This window comes from Komagataeibacter xylinus (assembly GCF_031081985.1).
In the GTDB taxonomy this organism is placed as follows: Bacteria; Pseudomonadota; Alphaproteobacteria; order Acetobacterales; family Acetobacteraceae; genus Komagataeibacter; species Komagataeibacter xylinus_E.
Genome location: NZ_JARWSK010000006.1, coordinates 126,824 through 141,699, shown reverse-complemented (window position 1 = coordinate 141,699; position 14,876 = coordinate 126,824). Strand labels below are relative to the sequence as shown.

The following is a 14,876-nucleotide window of genomic DNA, read 5'->3' as shown; positions in this document are numbered from 1 at the left end:
CGTTTCATGGCAGGAGGGGATAGGCCACCGATATGGTCGAACGTATCATGATGGGGTTGATGCTGGGGGGGATCGCATTTGGCTGCGTTCTCATCCTCTATCCGTTCCTTACCGCCCTGCTCTGGGCCGCGATCCTGACCTTTTCCACCTGGCCGGTGTTCATGCGGCTGCGCGCGCGCATGTCGCTGCTGCCCGCAGCCCTGGTCATGACGCTGCTGTGCGCGCTGGTGCTGGTGGTGCCGCTGGCCATCGTGGTGTCGAGCAGCATTGCCGATGTGCCCGCAACCTTGCAGTACATGGTCAACGCCGTTGGCGCGCTGCACCTGCCGCCACTACCCGCGCGTATTGCCCATATCCCGCATTTCGGCCCGGAAATTGTTGAAAAATGGCAGAAATGGTCGGCCGATGTCGGCAGCATAGATCAGGTCGTGCGCCCCTATGCCGGGCGCATCGGGCAGTCCGTGCTCAGCGCCATGATGCAGCTTGCCAGCGGGCTGGCGCACCTGGCCATGGCGCTGTTCATCTCCTTTTTCTTCTGGCTGGGCGGCGACGCGCTGGGCAACACGTTCGTAGCCGTGGTCAGGCGCATCGCAGGCGTGTATGCCGACCGGATACTGGGCATCGTGGGCCGCACCATACGCGGCACGGTTTACGGCATTCTGGGTACGGCCATCATCCAGGGCATCCTGACCGGAATCGGGTTTGCCATCGCGGGCATTTCCAGCCCGGTTCTGCTTGGCGCGGTCACCGCCTTCGTAGCCGTTCTGCCCATCGGCGCGCCGCTGATCTGGATCCCGGCTTCGGTGTTCCTGCTCATCACCCACCATCCCGGCTGGGGCATTTTCCTGCTGCTGTATGGCACCATCATCGTATCGGGCGCCGACCACATCATCCGCCCCATGTTCATTGCCCGCGGCGCGCAGATGCCCTACCTGCTGACGGTGCTTGGCGTGCTCGGCGGCGTGCTGACCTTCGGGGGCCTGGGCATTTTCCTTGGTCCCGTGCTGATTGGCGTGGGCTATACGCTCACGGCCGAATTCGCGGCGGGGGGTGCCCGCAGCCGCAATCCCGTTCCTGATGACATCCGCGAGCCGTTTATCGAACCATGACCCTTGCCCGCCCCTATCTCCGCCTGCCTTCCGTCCAGCCACGCCACGGCACGCCGCCCCGACTGGACCTGACCCCGCCCGCGCGTGAGGGCGATGGGGTCAAGATCATCAGCTGGAACCTGCTGCGCCGCATTGGCGCCACGGTACGCGACGTCATCAACCTGATCCATGCCGAGCGCCCGGACCTTCTGCTCATGCAGGAGGCCACGGTGGAGATCGACACCCTGCCCACCCTGATTGGCGGCCACTACGCGCGCTCGCCCCTGCCCGGCCGCATTCACGGGCTGGCCTGCTGGAGCCCGTGGCCCTATCGCCGCCAGCCGCTGACCTGCACCCTGCCCGCGGGCACGCTCATCCGCCGGGTGGCGCAGGTGATCGAGTGCCGGTCGCTCGTCGTGGCCAACGTGCATCTTTCGCACGGGCAGCTGCTCAACCGCCGCCAGTTGCGCCGCGTGGTGCAGCTTTTGCCGCACCAGGCCGCCATATTGGGGGATTTCAACCAGGTTGGCCCGGCGCTGATCCGCCATTTTCAGGATGTGGGGCCACGCGCGCCCACCCACCGCATGGCCGACATGCTGCCCATACGCCTCGACCGCTGCCTGGTGCGCGGCCTGACCTGCACCGAGCGGCATGTGATCGAGAACTATACCTCCGACCACCGCCCCATATCGGTCACGCTGCGCCCCTCTGGCAGCCGCGCCTACAGGTAGGGCAGCATGAGGCGGGCCGCCGCGTCGCGCAGCTTGCGCACGAAGGGGCGGCGGTCAAGGTCATGGTGCGTGAGCCTGATGTGGCGGTGGCTGGCGATGAACGCATCAAGGGAGCCTGCCAGCGCGGCGTCATAGGTTTCGAGGTTGATCTCGAAGTTCAGGCGCAGGCTGCGCACGTCGAGGTTGGAACTGCCCACGAACGACCAGTGCCGGTCCACCACCATGAGCTTGGAATGGTTGAAGGGCGGCCGCGCCATCCATATCCGGCACCCTGAATCCAGAAAGCGCGGCAGGTTGGCCGCCCGCGCCCAGTCCAGCAGGGTGTGGTTGCTGTGCGCGGGCACCACGATATCCACCTCGATGCCGCGCAGCGAGGCCAGTTCCAGTTCGGTGAGGAACCGGTCATCTGGCAGGAAATACGGCGTCATGAGCCTGATGCTGTGCCGCGCCATGGTGAAGGCCTGGAGCATGGTGTACTCGATCTTTTCCAGATCCATGTCCGGCCCGGCGGTCACGATGCGGCCGGGCGTTTCGCCACAGCTTGCCTGGGGGGGGAAGAAGATGTCCGCCGTCAGTTCCTCGCCCATGGTAAAGGCCCAGTCCCGCGCGAAGGCCTCGCTCAACTGGTGCACGACCGGACCTTTGATCTGGAAATGCGTGTCGGATACCGGATGTGTGGGATGGGAGGCAGCGATGTTTTCCTCGCCGATGTTCAGCCCGCCCATGAAGCCGGTCAGCCCATCGACGACCAGAATCTTCTTGTGGTCACGCATGTTGATGAACGGCATGCGCCACGGCAGCATGGAATGCATGAACTGCCCCACCGGCACACCGGCGCGGCGCAGGATGCGGGCCACCCCGCAATTGAAATAACCCGACCCCACGCCATCGACCAGCACCCGCACATGCACGCCACGCCCGTGGGCTGCAATCAGCGCATCACAGAACTGGCGGCCAATGCTGTCGGCGCGGAAGATATAGGAGCACAGCAGCACGCTGCGCTCGGCTGCATTGATGGCGGCCAGCATGCGCGGATAGACCGTATCGCCATCATGCATCGGCTCGATGGTGTTGCCGCCAAGCAGCGGGCGGCCGGTCAGCTTGCCCACCATGGAGCCGAGCGGGGCGAACGCCCCCTTTTCGTCGCACCGCCACTGCGAGGACATGGTGCGGCTGCGCCACGGATGCTGCCCCGCCATGCGCCGGGCGCGCCGGTGCACGCGGTTGATGCCGAACATGAGATAGAGGATGCCGCCGGTCAGCGGCATGAGCACGGTCACGCCAATCCAGCCAATCGAGGCCCCGACATCGCGCTTGGTCAGCAGCACGTGAATCACGACCGGCACGACAAAGCACAGCCGCAGCACAAGCAGGGCCAGGTCCCATATGGTCAGGGAATAAAAGATCATGTCACATCATCCTGCTCCGGCCTGCCCATGCTCTTAGCCTACCCACCGGGTTTTACACACCCACGACGCTGTGGGGCACGCATCGTTTGCATACAACCCGTTGATAAAAAATATTCATGTTTCCGTCTGTCGCCTTTTGTCAAAAAAGCGGCAGGCCTTGATGCCTGTAGCCGGATGCATGCTGGACGGGCGTTTGGAAAAACCTGTAAAAACCGGGCATGACAGCACGCCCGCCTGCCCTTCACCGCCAGCGCCGTGGCAGGCGCGCCTTTGCCGATGGCCTGGCCGCCGAACAGGCCGCCATGGCCGACCTGCGGGCGAAGGGGTGGCAGGTGCTGCTGCACCGTGCCCGCACGCAGTGGGGGGAAATTGACATCGTGGCCCTGCGCGCGGGCTGCCTGGCCTTTATCGAGGTCAAGGCCCGCCCTTCCCTGCGCGCAGCAGGCGAATCGATCCGGCCTGCGCAGGTCACGCGCATCATGAATGCAGCCCAGGCACTCTGCGCCGCCAATCCGCACTGGACCTATGACAGCATGCGCCTTGATGTCTGCGCGGTGCTGCCGGGCAATGTCATTGAATGGATACCGGACGCCTTCAGGCAGTACTGAGCCCGGCCAGGCCCATCACAATAAAAAACGCCGCCTTTAAAAAAGGCGACGCCCGGATACTTTGATCATTTCTGCAAAAGCCCGTTTTCAAGCAGGCCCTCAGGTGCGATGGCGGATCGGCGCCGGGTGGATATGGTGGGTTACGCTGCCATGCGGATGATAGACGATGGCATGCACCATCGTATGCTGCGTCTGGGCAGTGGTGCCATGATGCGCGGCGAGCACGACGGACGCATGGCTCTTGCCCGCTGCCGGATGATAGGCCACATGCCGCACCGGCGGCGGGGCCGCCGTCAGCGCACCAAGCGTGAGCCGGTCGGCCTCGATCTCGGTTACCGCATGGGTGCGGGCATGGGCGGGGGTGGCGATGCTTCCAATCAGACCTGCGCCAAGCAGCAGCATTGTAGCAGAACGCAAGTCAGTATAGCGCATCAGGCCCCCTTGTTTTTTTCAAATGCAGGGGAAAGTTAGGCGAAAGCCATGGCATGACGCAAGGGATGTTATGTCCCAAATATAAAACGGGCGGAACATTTCTGCTCCGCCCGCCCGTTTCGACTGCCCTCGGGCTGCATGGATCATGCAGCGGCGGTGGCAATGCCCTTCTCGGTCAGGAGCTTTTCAAGCTCGCCGGTCTGGTACATCTCGGTCACGATATCGCAGCCGCCAATGAACTCGCCCTTGATATAAAGCTGCGGCACGGTGGGCCAGTTCGAGAAGTCCTTGATGCCCTGGCGCAGCTCGGGGTCGGCCAGCACGTTCTCGGTCTTGAACGGCACGCCAAGGTGCTTGAGCACCTGCACCACGCGCGCGGAGAAGCCGCACTGCGGGAAGTTGGCATCACCCTTCATGTACAGCATGACGGGGTTGGCATCGATCTGCGCCTGAATGCGCTGTGCGATTGTTTCGGCCATAATCTTGTTTCCTGCTCTGGGGGTAAGGATACCGTTTTTGGGTCAGTCGGGCGTCTGGGTCTGGAGTGCCAGCGCATGCAGCTTGCCGCCCATGTGCCCCTGCAACGCATTATAGACCATCTGGTGCTGCCGCACGCGGGGCAGGCCGCGAAAGGCCTCGCTCACCACGCGGCAGGCATAATGGTCGCCATCGCCTGCCAGATCATCGATCGTGATCTTTGCATCAGGCAGGGCCTCGCGGATGTAGGTCTCGATTTCCTGTGCCGTCATTGCCATGTGGCTTAAAACTCCTGCCCTATCGGTCCATCAGTCGCGGAAAGAATTCGGAATGCACCGCGAGCAGACGCGCCTTGGATATTGTGGACCCGCTGGGCAATGTCAAACCCTCGCCGCCCGAACGGCCCAGCCTGCGGCATGGCACCCCTGCCTGTGCCGCAAGGGTGGCAAGGGCCTGCCCGTCACGCACCGCCACGACATAACGCGACTGGTCCTCGCCGAACCAGAAGGCCTCGGGCCGCATGCCCGATTGCGGGGCGTCGAGCACGCAGCCCGCCTGCCCTGCCATGACCATCTCGGTCACGGCTACGAGCACGCCGCCATCGGCCACGTCATGGCAGGCGATGACGGTGCCATCAAGGATCAGCCCGCGCACGAAATCGCCATTGCGCCGTTCGGCAGCAAGGTCGAGTTCAGGCGGCTCGCCATCCTGCGCGCCAAGGATCTCGCGCAGCCAGATCGACTGGCCAAGCTGGCCCTTCGTCTCGCCAAGCAGCATCACGTCGCAGCCATCAGGCATTTCCAGCCCGACCGCCTGGCGCACGTTCTCCAGCACGCCAAGCCCGCCAATGGCAGGCGTGGGCAGGATGGACTGTGATGTGCCATCAGGCGCCCGCGTCTCGTTATACAGCGAGACATTGCCGCTCACGACCGGGAAGTCGAGCGCGCGGCACGCCTCGCCCATGCCGGCGATGGCATCGACGAACTGGCCCATCACCTCCGGCTTTTCAGGCGAGCCGAAGTTGAGGTTGTCGGTCACTGCCAGCGGGCGGGCACCCGTGGCCGTGATGTTGCGCCAGGCTTCCGCCACGGCCTGCGCGCCGCCAAGCTTTGCATTGGCGCGGCAGTAGCGCGGCGTGCAGTCGGTGGTCAGCGCCAGGCCGATCTCGGTATCTTCCACCTTGACGATGGCAGCATCCGCCGCGCCCGGCCTGCGCACCGTCTGGCCGCCCACCGTGCTGTCATACTGGTTGTAAACCCACGCGCGCGAGGCGAGGTCCGGGCAGCCGATCAGCCGGATCAGCGCCTGCTCCACGCCCACGGGGTCGATGATCGGCTCCATGGGCTGCGGCTTTTGCGCAGGCGCCGTGGGGCGACGGTAGACCGGGGCCTGATCGGCCAGCGGTGCCAGCGGAATCTCGGCCTCGACCGCGCCCTTGTGGCGGATGACGATATTGCCGGTATCAGTCAGGTGGCCGATGACGGCAAAGTCGAGTTCCCACTTGTCAAAGATGGCACGGGCCTGCTCGGTGCGGTCGGGGCGCAGCACGATCAGCATACGCTCCTGGCTCTCGGACAGCATCATCTCATACGCCGTCATGCCACGCTCGCGCTGGGGCACGTGATCGAGGTCGAGGTCGATGCCAACGCCGCCCTTGCCCGCCATTTCCACGGCGGAAGACGTCAGGCCAGCCGCCCCCATGTCCTGAATGGCCACGATGGCGTCGGTTGCCATCAGTTCCAGGCAGGCCTCGATCAGCAGCTTTTCAACAAACGGGTCGCCCACCTGCACGGTCGGGCGCTTGGCCAGCGCATCCTCATCAAACTCCGAGGACGACATGGTGGCCCCGTGAATGCCGTCGCGCCCCGTCTTGGAGCCGACATAGATCACCGGGTTGCCAACGCCAGCAGCCGCCGAGAGGAAGATGCGGTCCTGCCGCGCGACACCCACGGTCATGGCATTGACCAGCGGGTTGCCATCATAGGCGGGGTGGAAGTTGATCTCGCCGCCTACGGTCGGAACACCCACGCAGTTGCCGTAGCCGCCCACGCCGCGCACCACGCCATCAACGATGCGGCGGGTCTGCGGGTTGTTGGGGTCGCCAAAGCGCAGGGCATTGAGGTTGGCCACCGGGCGCGCGCCCATGGTGAACACATCACGCAGGATGCCGCCTACGCCCGTCGCCGCACCCTGATAGGGTTCGATGAAGGAGGGGTGGTTGTGGCTCTCCATCTTGAAGATGGCGGCCAGCCCGTTCCCGATATCAACCACGCCCGCGTTCTCGCCGGGACCATGGATGACCCACGGCGCCGTGGTGGGCAGGGTTTTCAGATAGGCGCGGGATGATTTGTACGAGCAGTGCTCGGACCACATGACCGAGAAGATGCCCAGCTCCGTAAAGCTGGGCGTGCGGCCCATGATGGACAGGACGTTGCCGTATTCTTCCGCCGTCAGGCCGAATTCGCGCGCCAGTGCCTCATCAACGGTGCGTTGTGCCTTTGCGCTCATCCGACCAGAGCCTCCACAAGTCCCGTAAACAGGGGTTTACCATCCTCGCCGCCCATCAGCGGATCAACCAGATCCTCCGGGTGGGGCATCATGCCGCAGATGCGCAGGTTCTCGCTGAACACACCGGCAATGGCGTTCATCGAGCCATTCGGGTTGAGCTGCGGGTCGCCTGCGTCCAGCCGGCCATTCTCCGCCACGTAGCGGAAGGCCACGCGCCCGGTATCTTCGAGCATGCGGATGGTCTCGGCCTCGGCAATGTAATTGCCATCGCCATGCGCCATGGGGGTGCGGTACACATCGCCCTTGGACCAGTGGCGGGTGAACGGCGTGTCATTACGCTCCACGCGCAAAAAGCAGTCCTGCGACAAAAAGCGCAGCGCCGCGTTGCGCAGCAGTGCGCCGGGCAGGAGCTGCGCCTCGGTCAGGATCTGGAAGCCATTGCACACGCCAAGGATATGGCCGCCTTTGAGCGCGAATTCACGGATGGCCGCCATGATCGGCGCATGCGCCGCCATGGCACCGCAGCGCAGGTAATCGCCATAGCTGAAGCCGCCGGGCAGCACTACAAGGTCCAGCCCCGCGGGCAGGGCCGTATCACGGTGCCAGACCATGGCCGGGGCCTGCCCGGTCACGCTGCGCAGCGCGATGGCCATGTCACGCTCCCGGTTGGTACCGGGAAAAACTACAATCGCCGCCTTCATTTGCCGCCGCCGCAGGGATAGGATTCATGCAGCGCGGTGAACACGACCTCGCCCGCCGGGCGGCTGAGGTCATCGCGGTGGTCCTTCATCCAGCTTACGACCTTGCCGCGCATGTCCGCAGTCGGCGTGGCGGACGAGATGCAGAAGGCCGGAATGTCCTTGCTATCCTTTTCCGCATTGCGCTCGAACAGGTGCGCAAGCGTTACCGAATCCGCAACGCCGGAGATATAGGCATCGCAGATGCCGGTGCCTGCGGGCTTGGTGCACAGCGAGCCGAGCCGCGCGCCATCAAGGCGCGAGACACGCTGGGCGGATGCATGGGCTGCGGGCAGGCCCGCGGCTAGGACGCAGCCAAGGGCAAGAAGGCGGGCGATCTTCATCCAACGACCTCCGTTGTGAAATCCTCGATCACGAGATTGGCCAGCAGGGCGCGCGCCATGGCATCGGCCTGGGCGCGGGCGCGCTCGCGGTCGGTCTCGTCAACTTCAAGCTCGATCACGCGGCCAATGCGCACCTCGCCCACATTACCAAAATCGAGCACATGCAGCGCATGTTCCACGGCCTTGCCCTGCGGGTCGAGCACGCCTTCCTTCAGCATGACGGTCACGCGCACCTTCATTGCATTACCTCCGGTCCCTTCATGTCGGAATTCGTGGCCTCGGGCAGGATGCCCAGGCGCATCGCAACTTCCTGATAAGCTTCTTCAACCTTGCCCATGTCCTTGCGGAAACGGTCCTTGTCCAGCTTCTCGCTGGTCTTGGCATCCCACAGGCGGCAGTTATCGGGCGAGATTTCATCCGCCAGAACGATGCGCATGTTGTCGCCCTCGAACAGGCGGCCGAATTCCAGCTTGAAATCGACAAGGATGATGCCGATGCCCATGAACAGGCCGCACAGGAAGTCGTTGATGCGCATGCTCAGCGCCACGATGTCTTCCATGTCATGCGGGCAGGCCCAGCCGAATGCGGTGATGTGCTCCTCGCTCACCATCGGGTCGTTCAGGGCGTCGTTCTTGTAATAGAACTCGATGATGGGGCGCGGCAGGCGCGTGCCTTCCTGGATGCCCAGCCGCTTGGACAGCGAACCCGCCGCCACGTTGCGCACCACCACCTCAAGCGGAATGATCTCGACTTCGCGGATCAGCTGCTCACGCATGTTGAGGCGGCGGATGAAATGGGTGGGAATCCCGATATCGTGCAGGCGCAGCATGAGATGCTCGCTGATACGGTTGTTCAGCACCCCCTTGCCGGTGATGATGCCTTTTTTCGCGCCGTTGCCGGCGCTGGCGTCATCCTTGAAATACTGCACGAGCGTGCCCGGCTCGGGCCCCTCGAAAAGGATCTTGGCTTTTCCTTCGTAAAGCTGGCGGCGGCGGCCCATACTCGTCCTTCACATAACGCTGTGGGGACGGGCCGGGAGCGGCCCCTCCCCTGATCTGCAGGATCTGTTTGCGGCATGATCCCCAATGGTTCGCATGCCATAGCAGCGTTCCGGGCGGGAAGATACCATATTTACCTTAAGCCCGTGGCGGCGGCGCCGCGATGTCGATGGGCCGGTAGCCCACGCGGTCAGGCGCGCCCGCGGCAAAGAACCACGACCGGCGGCCATCGCCCGCCACCCCGATGGCCGATGAACTGCACGTGCCAAAGCCCGAGCGCGGCGGGATGTTGAGTTCGCTGCCCGCTGGCAGCGAGCGGTCGGCCAGCAGCGTGGTCCAGGCGGTCCACTCCGGCGGCACGGGCCGGGTTGCCGCACGGAAGCGTGGCAGGTGGCGGGCGATGCGCGGCATGCCCATGTCATCGGGGTCGGTGGTGGCGACCATGTGCACGCCGGGGGCCAGTGGCTCGACCTGCGGCTGGCCGTAACCGGGGCCACGGATGAAGAACGCATCCGCCCGGTCGGCCACGATCATGTTGAACGAGCGCCATGCGCCTGCATCGATGGTGGCGATGTGCTCCACCGCCGCGCGTGCCGTATCAAACTGCCCTGCCAGCAGCGGCAGCGCGCCCCGCGAGTTCTTGCCCGGCATGGGGCCAAGGCTGCCCACGCGGTTCATAATGCCTGCCACAACGCCCGCATCATTGAGCGTGAGCCACGAGCCACCGGCCACCTGGTCCTGCCCGCCAATGACGTTGGGCTGCCCGGCCCAGTGCCGCCCCGGCGGCAGCCAGGGCCGGTCGAGGCGTTCGTCACGGTTGGCCGCCATGAGCAGCGGCCAGTCCTGGTCCGGATCGTGGGAAATGACGACTGTGCACACGCCTCGATATCCTGCTGCTGTTTTCCGTCAGGGCACGGCGCTTCAGCTCCGTGCGGGGCCTGCCTCACCAAACACGCGGGTGAAGGTGTGGTCGATCTTGCCAAGATGGGCATTGCTGTCCATGGCCGCATCGAGCACGTCCGCTGGCACCCGGCCTGCCACCTCGGGGTCGGCGGCCAGGTTCTCGCGGAAGGTCTTTCCGTCCTTGTGGCCCAGCTTCGTCCATGTTTCCATGGCGTTGCGCTGGACGATGCGGTACGCATCCTCCCGCAGGATGCCCGCGCGCGCAAGGGCCAGCAGCACTTCGCCCGAATGCACCACGCCGCCAAGGCTCTCGATATTGGCCTGCATCTGGTCGGGGTAGACCACCAGCTTTTCCATCATGCCCGCAAGGCGCATGAGCGCGAAGTCGAGGCCGATCGTGCCGTCGGGGCAGATGTTGCGCTCGACGGAGGAGTGGCTGATGTCACGCTCGTGCCACAGCGCCACGTTCTCGAGTGCGGGGATGACATGCGAGCGCACGAGGCGGGCCAGCCCGGTCAGGTTTTCCGACAGCACGGGGTTGCGCTTGTGCGGCATGGCGGACGAGCCCTTCTGCCCCTTGTGGAAGAACTCTTCCGCCTCGCGCACTTCCGAGCGCTGGAGGTGGCGCACCTCGGTGGCCAGCCGCTCGATGCCGCTGGCAATGACCGCGAGCGCGCAGAAATAGGCGGCATGCCGGTCACGCGGAATGACCTGGGTGGACACGTCCTCGGGCTTCAGGCCCAGCTTATTGGCCACATAGTCCTCAACGCGCGGGTCGATATGGGCGTAGGTGCCCACAGCGCCCGAGATGGCGCAGACGGCAATCTCCTCACGCGCGCGGACAAGACGCTCGCGGTTGCGGGCGAACTCGGCATAATGGCCCGCGATTTTCAGGCCGAATGAAGTCGGCTCGGCGTGGATGGCATGGCTGCGGCCGATGGTGAGCGTGTATTTGTGCTCGAACGCGCGGCGCTTGAGTGCCGCGAGCACGGCATCGACATCCTGCAGGAGCAGGTCGGTCGCCTGCACCATCTGCACCGACAGGCAGGTGTCGAGCACATCCGACGAGGTCATGCCCAGATGCACGAAGCGGCTGTCCGGGCCGACCTTCTCGGCCAGCCAGGTCAGGAAGGCGATGACATCGTGGCGGGTCTCGGCCTCGATCTCGTCAATGCGGTCAAGGTCGGCCTGCGAGAAGGCGGCCATGGCGGCATCACCCTTCTCGCGGATGGTCTTTGCTGCCTCGGCCGGGATCGCGCCGTATTCCGCCATGGCCTCGCAGGCGAGGGCCTCGATCTCGAACCAGATGCGATAGCGGTTCGTGGGGGACCAGATGGCGGCCATGACGGGGCGGGTATAGCGCGGTACCATGTTCTCGGGCTTCCTTAACTCAAAAGCTTGGGGCAATCAGGATCAGGCCGCCTTCCTAGCCAATTCTGCGCCGTGCGTCTCCCTTATATTCACGCAGCTTTCCGCTCATGGCATACAATCTGTCATGACAGGCATGATTGCATGTTGCCCACGCACGGCGGCATAAAGCACCTGCCAGCCCGCCCCGCGCCGCGGTGGCACGACCTCGCCTTCAGGAATCCATCTGCCCATGTCTGCCATTTTTTCCCCGTCTTCCCTTTATGCACTGGCCCAGGTTGTCCTGATTGACGTGACGCTGGCGGGTGATAACGCCATCGTGGTGGGCATGGCGGTGCGCAACCTGCCGCAGCAGTCACGCCGAATCGCCATATTGTGTGGCGTGCTGGGGGCGGCGGTCATCCGCATCGGGCTGGCGCTGGTGGCGGTCAGGCTGCTGGCCATCATCGGGCTGACACTGGCGGGCGGCCTCCTGCTGATGTGGGTGTGCTGGCGCATGTTCCGCGAGATGCGCGGCGATACCCATGCCGAAACGGACACCCCTGCCCCCGGTTCCCTGCGCAACGCCATCATCCGCATTATCGTGGCCGACCTGTCCATGAGCCTGGATAACGTGCTGGCCGTGGCGGGGGCCGCGGGCGAGCATATGGGCGTGCTGGTGAGCGGGCTGGTCATATCGGTGGTGCTGATGGCGGTCGCGGCCTCGCTCATCGCCAGGCTGCTGGAGCGGTACAAATGGATTTCATGGGTGGGGCTGCTGGTGGTGCTGGCGGTGGCCATTGAACTCATTGTCAAGGGCGGTGGCGAGGTCTGGTCGCATGTGGGGCATGGCTGATGCCGAGGCTGCGTTCCCTACGGCTGGGCCATATCGGCCGGGCCGCCTGCCTTGCCACGGCCATGACGGCGCTGGCCCCCCCTGCCCCCGCAGCCACGGCGCCGGGCGACTGGCCCACGCCGCGACAGGCCGCCACCGGCAATGCCGATGATGACCCCATCGCGGCCAAGCTGCTGGTCTATCTGCGCCTGCTCTCGGGTGCTGGCGGCACGGCGGAGGAATACGCCACCTTCCTGAACGAAAACCCTGCCTGGCCCCAGCGTGGCCTTCTGCTCGCCCACTACCAGCAGGCACTGGCGGGCGAAGCGGATGATACGGTAGCAGGCGCGCTGTGCCCCCGCCTGCCACTGACGGACGTGCATACTCTGCTGCGCTGCGCCCATGCCACCCCCGCCCCCGAAAAACTGGTGGCCTGGGCGCGTGATGCATGGATCAACCGTGCCGACAGCCCCGCAGAGGCACAGGCCCTGCTGGCGGGCTTCGGCCCGCAGCTTGCGCCACAGGACCACTGGCAACGCTTTGACCGGCAGGAACGCGCGGGCAAGGTGGATGCCGCGACCCGGCAGGTGGCGCTGCTTGAAGCCACGCAACAGCCCGTGGCCCGCGCGCGCCTGGCCTTTCGCCGCAACGACCCGCAGGCGGAAGATACACTGGGCACCCTGCCGCCCGAGCAGCAGGCCGATGGCGCGCTGGTGCTCGACCAGTTGCGCTGGCTACACCACGCGCAACGGCTTGATGAGGCGCTGGCCCTGTGGCGCGCCCGTGGCGTGGACACCGAAAAACAGCAGACCCCCGCCATTGCCACCGTGTTCTGGCGCGAGCGTGACGGGCTGGCGCGCGACCTTTTGCTGGCCCACCGGGTGGATGACGCGCTGTTCATGGCCAGCGACACGGCGGATATCGGCTCGGCCAACCATTATGATGCCCTGTTCCTTGCAGGCTGGATCCGGCTGGAATACCTGCATGATGCCGAGCACGCACAGGCCGATTTCGCCCCGCTGGCGCAGGCGGTGCCGGTCATTACCCGCAGCCGGGGGCTGTTCTGGGTGGGGCGTGCGCTATGGGCACAGGGGCGCCATGGCCCGGCCCGCGCGCAATGGACGCAGGCCGCAAGCCTCGCCAACACCTTTTATGGCCAGATGGCCATAGAATGGCTGGCAGGCAACAAAGCCAACCAGCTCATTACACCTGACAAGGCGGGCCGCCAGATCCGCGCGCAACTGCTGCGCGAGAGCGAACCCACCCCCAGCGTGGCTGATTCCGTGCGGTTCGATACCACCGACCTTGCCCGCGCGGCCGAGATCCTCGTGGCATGGAACGACCGCCACCATGCGCGTGACTTCGTTCTTGCGCTTGATACGCAGGGCACCAGTCCCATCACCCACGTGCTCGCCGCCCGCATGGCCACCCGCCTTGGCATGCCCGATGCCGCCGTGATGGTGGCCCGCCTGGCAGGCAAGGATGGGCTGACACTGGTGCATGAGGGCTGGCCCCGCGCCTGCGCGCCGCCCACGAGCACCCTGCCACCCGATGTGGAACTGGCCATAACCCGGCAGGAAAGCGGGTTTGACGCAGGCGTGGTCAGCCCTGCCCATGCGGTGGGCCTGATGCAGCTGCTCGTGCCGACCGCGCGTGAAGTCGCGCGCAAGGCGGGCCTGAACGTGAATGTCAGCGCGGCCAGCCTGACCAACCCCGACCTGAACATGCAGCTTGGCGCGGCCTACCTGGCCGATATTGCCCAGCGCGTGGGCGGTGCCGTGCCCTACGTGGCCGCCGCCTATAACGCAGGCCCCCACCGCACCGATGGCTGGCTGCTCACCCTGGGCAACCCCGCGCGCGACACCCCGGTGCCCGATGCCATGCTGGACTGGATCGAGAGCATTCCGTTTGGCGAGACGCGTAACTACGTGGAACGGGTGGAGGAAAACATGGCCATCTATCAGGCGACCGACCCGGCGCTGGGGGCTGGCTGATGACGTTTTCTCCCGCCCGCTTCATTGCCAGTTTCTGTGGCACCGGCTTTGCGCCGCGCGCGCCGGGCACGGTCGGTTCGCTTGCCGCCCTGATTGTGGGCGTGCCGCTGCTGGGGCAATGGCTATGGATGGCGCTGGCGGTGCTGGTGGTGACCTTTGTGGGCTACCGCGCCACACAGCTTGCCTCTGGCGGGGAAGATCACGGCTGGATCGTGATCGATGAGGTGGCGGGCATGTGGATTGCCATGTTCCCCCTCGCCCCGCTACCGCTTGACGGCCTGCGCTGGGCCGATGGGCTGTGGCTGGCGCTGGCCTTCGTTCTGTTCCGCCTGTTCGACATTACCAAGCCCGGCCCGGTGGGCTGGTTCGACCGCAGGCATGATGCGCTTGGCATCATGGGTGATGACGTGGTGGCCGGACTTATCGCGGCCGCAATTCTGGCAGGCATCCGTTGCCTTGCCTGAT

General features: G+C 65.2%; 17 protein-coding genes. 6 read left to right on the top strand and 11 right to left on the bottom strand.

Features of this window, described 5'->3' with window-relative positions; translation table 11 throughout:
- The first annotated feature begins 32 nt into the window (after positions 1-32).
- Both QEG70_RS12560 and QEG70_RS12555 read left to right on the top strand, forming a co-directional pair.
- Positions 33-1,109, top strand: a complete 1,077-nt coding sequence (locus tag QEG70_RS12560) for an AI-2E family transporter (protein WP_308720981.1) — start codon at positions 33-35, stop codon at positions 1,107-1,109.
- Complete coding sequence (locus QEG70_RS12555) at positions 1,106-1,819, top strand: endonuclease/exonuclease/phosphatase family protein (RefSeq protein WP_308720980.1); 714 nt, start codon at positions 1,106-1,108, stop codon at positions 1,817-1,819. Before QEG70_RS12560 ends, QEG70_RS12555 begins: the two co-directional genes overlap by 4 nt.
- On the opposite strand, the gene cls is transcribed toward QEG70_RS12555, so the two are convergent.
- Complete coding sequence (cls, locus tag QEG70_RS12550; protein ID WP_308720979.1) at positions 1,810-3,228, bottom strand: cardiolipin synthase; 1,419 nt, start codon at positions 3,226-3,228, stop codon at positions 1,810-1,812. The two genes, QEG70_RS12555 and cls, sit on opposite strands and share 10 nt — an antisense overlap.
- A 218-nt stretch (positions 3,229-3,446) precedes the next feature.
- Between cls and QEG70_RS12545 the strand changes: the two genes are divergently transcribed.
- Entirely contained in the window at positions 3,447-3,836 is a 390-nt protein-coding gene (locus tag QEG70_RS12545; protein ID WP_308720978.1) for a YraN family protein, read from the top strand.
- 99 nt (positions 3,837-3,935) lie between these two features.
- Here QEG70_RS12545 and QEG70_RS12540 read toward each other — a convergent pair whose 3' ends face one another.
- The 10 genes from QEG70_RS12540 to purB all read right to left on the bottom strand — a co-directional run bounded on the left by QEG70_RS12540 (position 3,936) and on the right by purB (position 11,606).
- Positions 3,936-4,268 (bottom strand): hypothetical protein, encoded by a 333-nt coding sequence (locus QEG70_RS12540; RefSeq protein WP_308720977.1) that lies wholly within the window; start codon positions 4,266-4,268, stop codon positions 3,936-3,938.
- A 143-nt stretch (positions 4,269-4,411) separates the two neighbouring features.
- On the bottom strand, positions 4,412-4,747 hold the full coding sequence (gene grxD / locus QEG70_RS12535; protein ID WP_308720976.1) for a Grx4 family monothiol glutaredoxin: 336 nt from the start codon (positions 4,745-4,747) through the stop codon (positions 4,412-4,414).
- A gap of 42 nt (positions 4,748-4,789) precedes the next feature.
- Positions 4,790-5,023, bottom strand: a complete 234-nt coding sequence (locus QEG70_RS12530; RefSeq protein ID WP_061274211.1) for a BolA family protein — start codon at positions 5,021-5,023, stop codon at positions 4,790-4,792.
- A 19-nt stretch (positions 5,024-5,042) separates the two neighbouring features.
- A complete protein-coding gene (gene purL, locus QEG70_RS12525; protein WP_308720975.1) occupies positions 5,043-7,253 on the bottom strand; it encodes a phosphoribosylformylglycinamidine synthase subunit PurL in 2,211 nt (736 codons plus the stop codon).
- On the bottom strand, positions 7,250-7,954 hold the full coding sequence (gene purQ / locus QEG70_RS12520) for a phosphoribosylformylglycinamidine synthase subunit PurQ (RefSeq protein ID WP_308720974.1): 705 nt from the start codon (positions 7,952-7,954) through the stop codon (positions 7,250-7,252). Before purQ ends, purL begins: the two co-directional genes overlap by 4 nt.
- Positions 7,951-8,334: a Rap1a/Tai family immunity protein gene (locus tag QEG70_RS12515; RefSeq protein ID WP_308720973.1), complete on the bottom strand. Its 384-nt coding sequence runs from the start codon at positions 8,332-8,334 to the stop codon at positions 7,951-7,953. Before QEG70_RS12515 ends, purQ begins: the two co-directional genes overlap by 4 nt.
- Positions 8,331-8,573: a phosphoribosylformylglycinamidine synthase subunit PurS gene (gene purS, locus QEG70_RS12510; RefSeq protein WP_061274203.1), complete on the bottom strand. Its 243-nt coding sequence runs from the start codon at positions 8,571-8,573 to the stop codon at positions 8,331-8,333. Before purS ends, QEG70_RS12515 begins: the two co-directional genes overlap by 4 nt.
- The gene (gene purC, locus QEG70_RS12505) at positions 8,570-9,334 is read right to left on the bottom strand and encodes a phosphoribosylaminoimidazolesuccinocarboxamide synthase (RefSeq protein WP_130731683.1); all 765 of its coding nucleotides are present in this window, start codon (positions 9,332-9,334) and stop codon (positions 8,570-8,572) included. Before purC ends, purS begins: the two co-directional genes overlap by 4 nt.
- 136 nt (positions 9,335-9,470) lie before the next feature.
- The gene (locus tag QEG70_RS12500; protein WP_308720972.1) at positions 9,471-10,211 is read right to left on the bottom strand and encodes an NRDE family protein; all 741 of its coding nucleotides are present in this window, start codon (positions 10,209-10,211) and stop codon (positions 9,471-9,473) included.
- A 42-nt stretch (positions 10,212-10,253) separates the two neighbouring features.
- Positions 10,254-11,606, bottom strand: a complete 1,353-nt coding sequence (gene purB, locus QEG70_RS12495) for an adenylosuccinate lyase (protein WP_308720971.1) — start codon at positions 11,604-11,606, stop codon at positions 10,254-10,256.
- A 229-nt stretch (positions 11,607-11,835) separates the two neighbouring features.
- On the opposite strand from purB, the gene QEG70_RS12490 reads away from it, so the two are divergent.
- The 3 genes from QEG70_RS12490 to QEG70_RS12480 are packed head-to-tail and all read left to right on the top strand — an operon-like array spanning position 11,836 to position 14,875.
- Positions 11,836-12,438, top strand: coding sequence for a YjbE family putative metal transport protein (locus QEG70_RS12490; RefSeq protein WP_308720970.1), 603 nt, complete (start codon positions 11,836-11,838; stop codon positions 12,436-12,438).
- The gene (locus QEG70_RS12485) at positions 12,438-14,411 is read left to right on the top strand and encodes a lytic transglycosylase domain-containing protein (protein WP_308720969.1); all 1,974 of its coding nucleotides are present in this window, start codon (positions 12,438-12,440) and stop codon (positions 14,409-14,411) included. Before QEG70_RS12490 ends, QEG70_RS12485 begins: the two co-directional genes overlap by 1 nt.
- The gene (locus QEG70_RS12480; protein WP_308720968.1) at positions 14,411-14,875 is read left to right on the top strand and encodes a phosphatidylglycerophosphatase A family protein; all 465 of its coding nucleotides are present in this window, start codon (positions 14,411-14,413) and stop codon (positions 14,873-14,875) included. The genes QEG70_RS12485 and QEG70_RS12480 overlap by 1 nt, the downstream gene beginning before the upstream one ends.
- Position 14,876: the final 1 nt, after the last annotated feature.

Excerpts from the sequence above, each read along its gene's own strand:
- QEG70_RS12560 (WP_308720981.1), top strand. The coding sequence starts at position 33 with ATGGTCGAACGTATCATGATGGGGTTGATGCTGGGGGGGATCGCATTT.
- QEG70_RS12555 (WP_308720980.1), top strand. The coding sequence starts at position 1,106 with ATGACCCTTGCCCGCCCCTATCTCCGCCTGCCTTCCGTCCAGCCACGC.
- cls (WP_308720979.1), bottom strand. The coding sequence starts at position 3,228 with ATGATCTTTTATTCCCTGACCATATGGGACCTGGCCCTGCTTGTGCTG.
- QEG70_RS12545 (WP_308720978.1), top strand. The coding sequence starts at position 3,447 with ATGACAGCACGCCCGCCTGCCCTTCACCGCCAGCGCCGTGGCAGGCGC.
- QEG70_RS12540 (WP_308720977.1), bottom strand. The coding sequence starts at position 4,268 with ATGCGCTATACTGACTTGCGTTCTGCTACAATGCTGCTGCTTGGCGCA.
- grxD (WP_308720976.1), bottom strand. The coding sequence starts at position 4,747 with ATGGCCGAAACAATCGCACAGCGCATTCAGGCGCAGATCGATGCCAAC.
- QEG70_RS12530 (WP_061274211.1), bottom strand. The coding sequence starts at position 5,023 with ATGGCAATGACGGCACAGGAAATCGAGACCTACATCCGCGAGGCCCTG.
- purL (WP_308720975.1), bottom strand. The coding sequence starts at position 7,253 with ATGAGCGCAAAGGCACAACGCACCGTTGATGAGGCACTGGCGCGCGAA.
- purQ (WP_308720974.1), bottom strand. The coding sequence starts at position 7,954 with ATGAAGGCGGCGATTGTAGTTTTTCCCGGTACCAACCGGGAGCGTGAC.
- QEG70_RS12515 (WP_308720973.1), bottom strand. The coding sequence starts at position 8,334 with ATGAAGATCGCCCGCCTTCTTGCCCTTGGCTGCGTCCTAGCCGCGGGC.
- purS (WP_061274203.1), bottom strand. The coding sequence starts at position 8,573 with ATGAAGGTGCGCGTGACCGTCATGCTGAAGGAAGGCGTGCTCGACCCG.
- purC (WP_130731683.1), bottom strand. The coding sequence starts at position 9,334 with ATGGGCCGCCGCCGCCAGCTTTACGAAGGAAAAGCCAAGATCCTTTTC.
- purB (WP_308720971.1), bottom strand. The coding sequence starts at position 11,606 with ATGGTACCGCGCTATACCCGCCCCGTCATGGCCGCCATCTGGTCCCCC.
- QEG70_RS12490 (WP_308720970.1), top strand. The coding sequence starts at position 11,836 with ATGTCTGCCATTTTTTCCCCGTCTTCCCTTTATGCACTGGCCCAGGTT.
- QEG70_RS12485 (WP_308720969.1), top strand. The coding sequence starts at position 12,438 with ATGCCGAGGCTGCGTTCCCTACGGCTGGGCCATATCGGCCGGGCCGCC.
- QEG70_RS12480 (WP_308720968.1), top strand. The coding sequence starts at position 14,411 with ATGACGTTTTCTCCCGCCCGCTTCATTGCCAGTTTCTGTGGCACCGGC.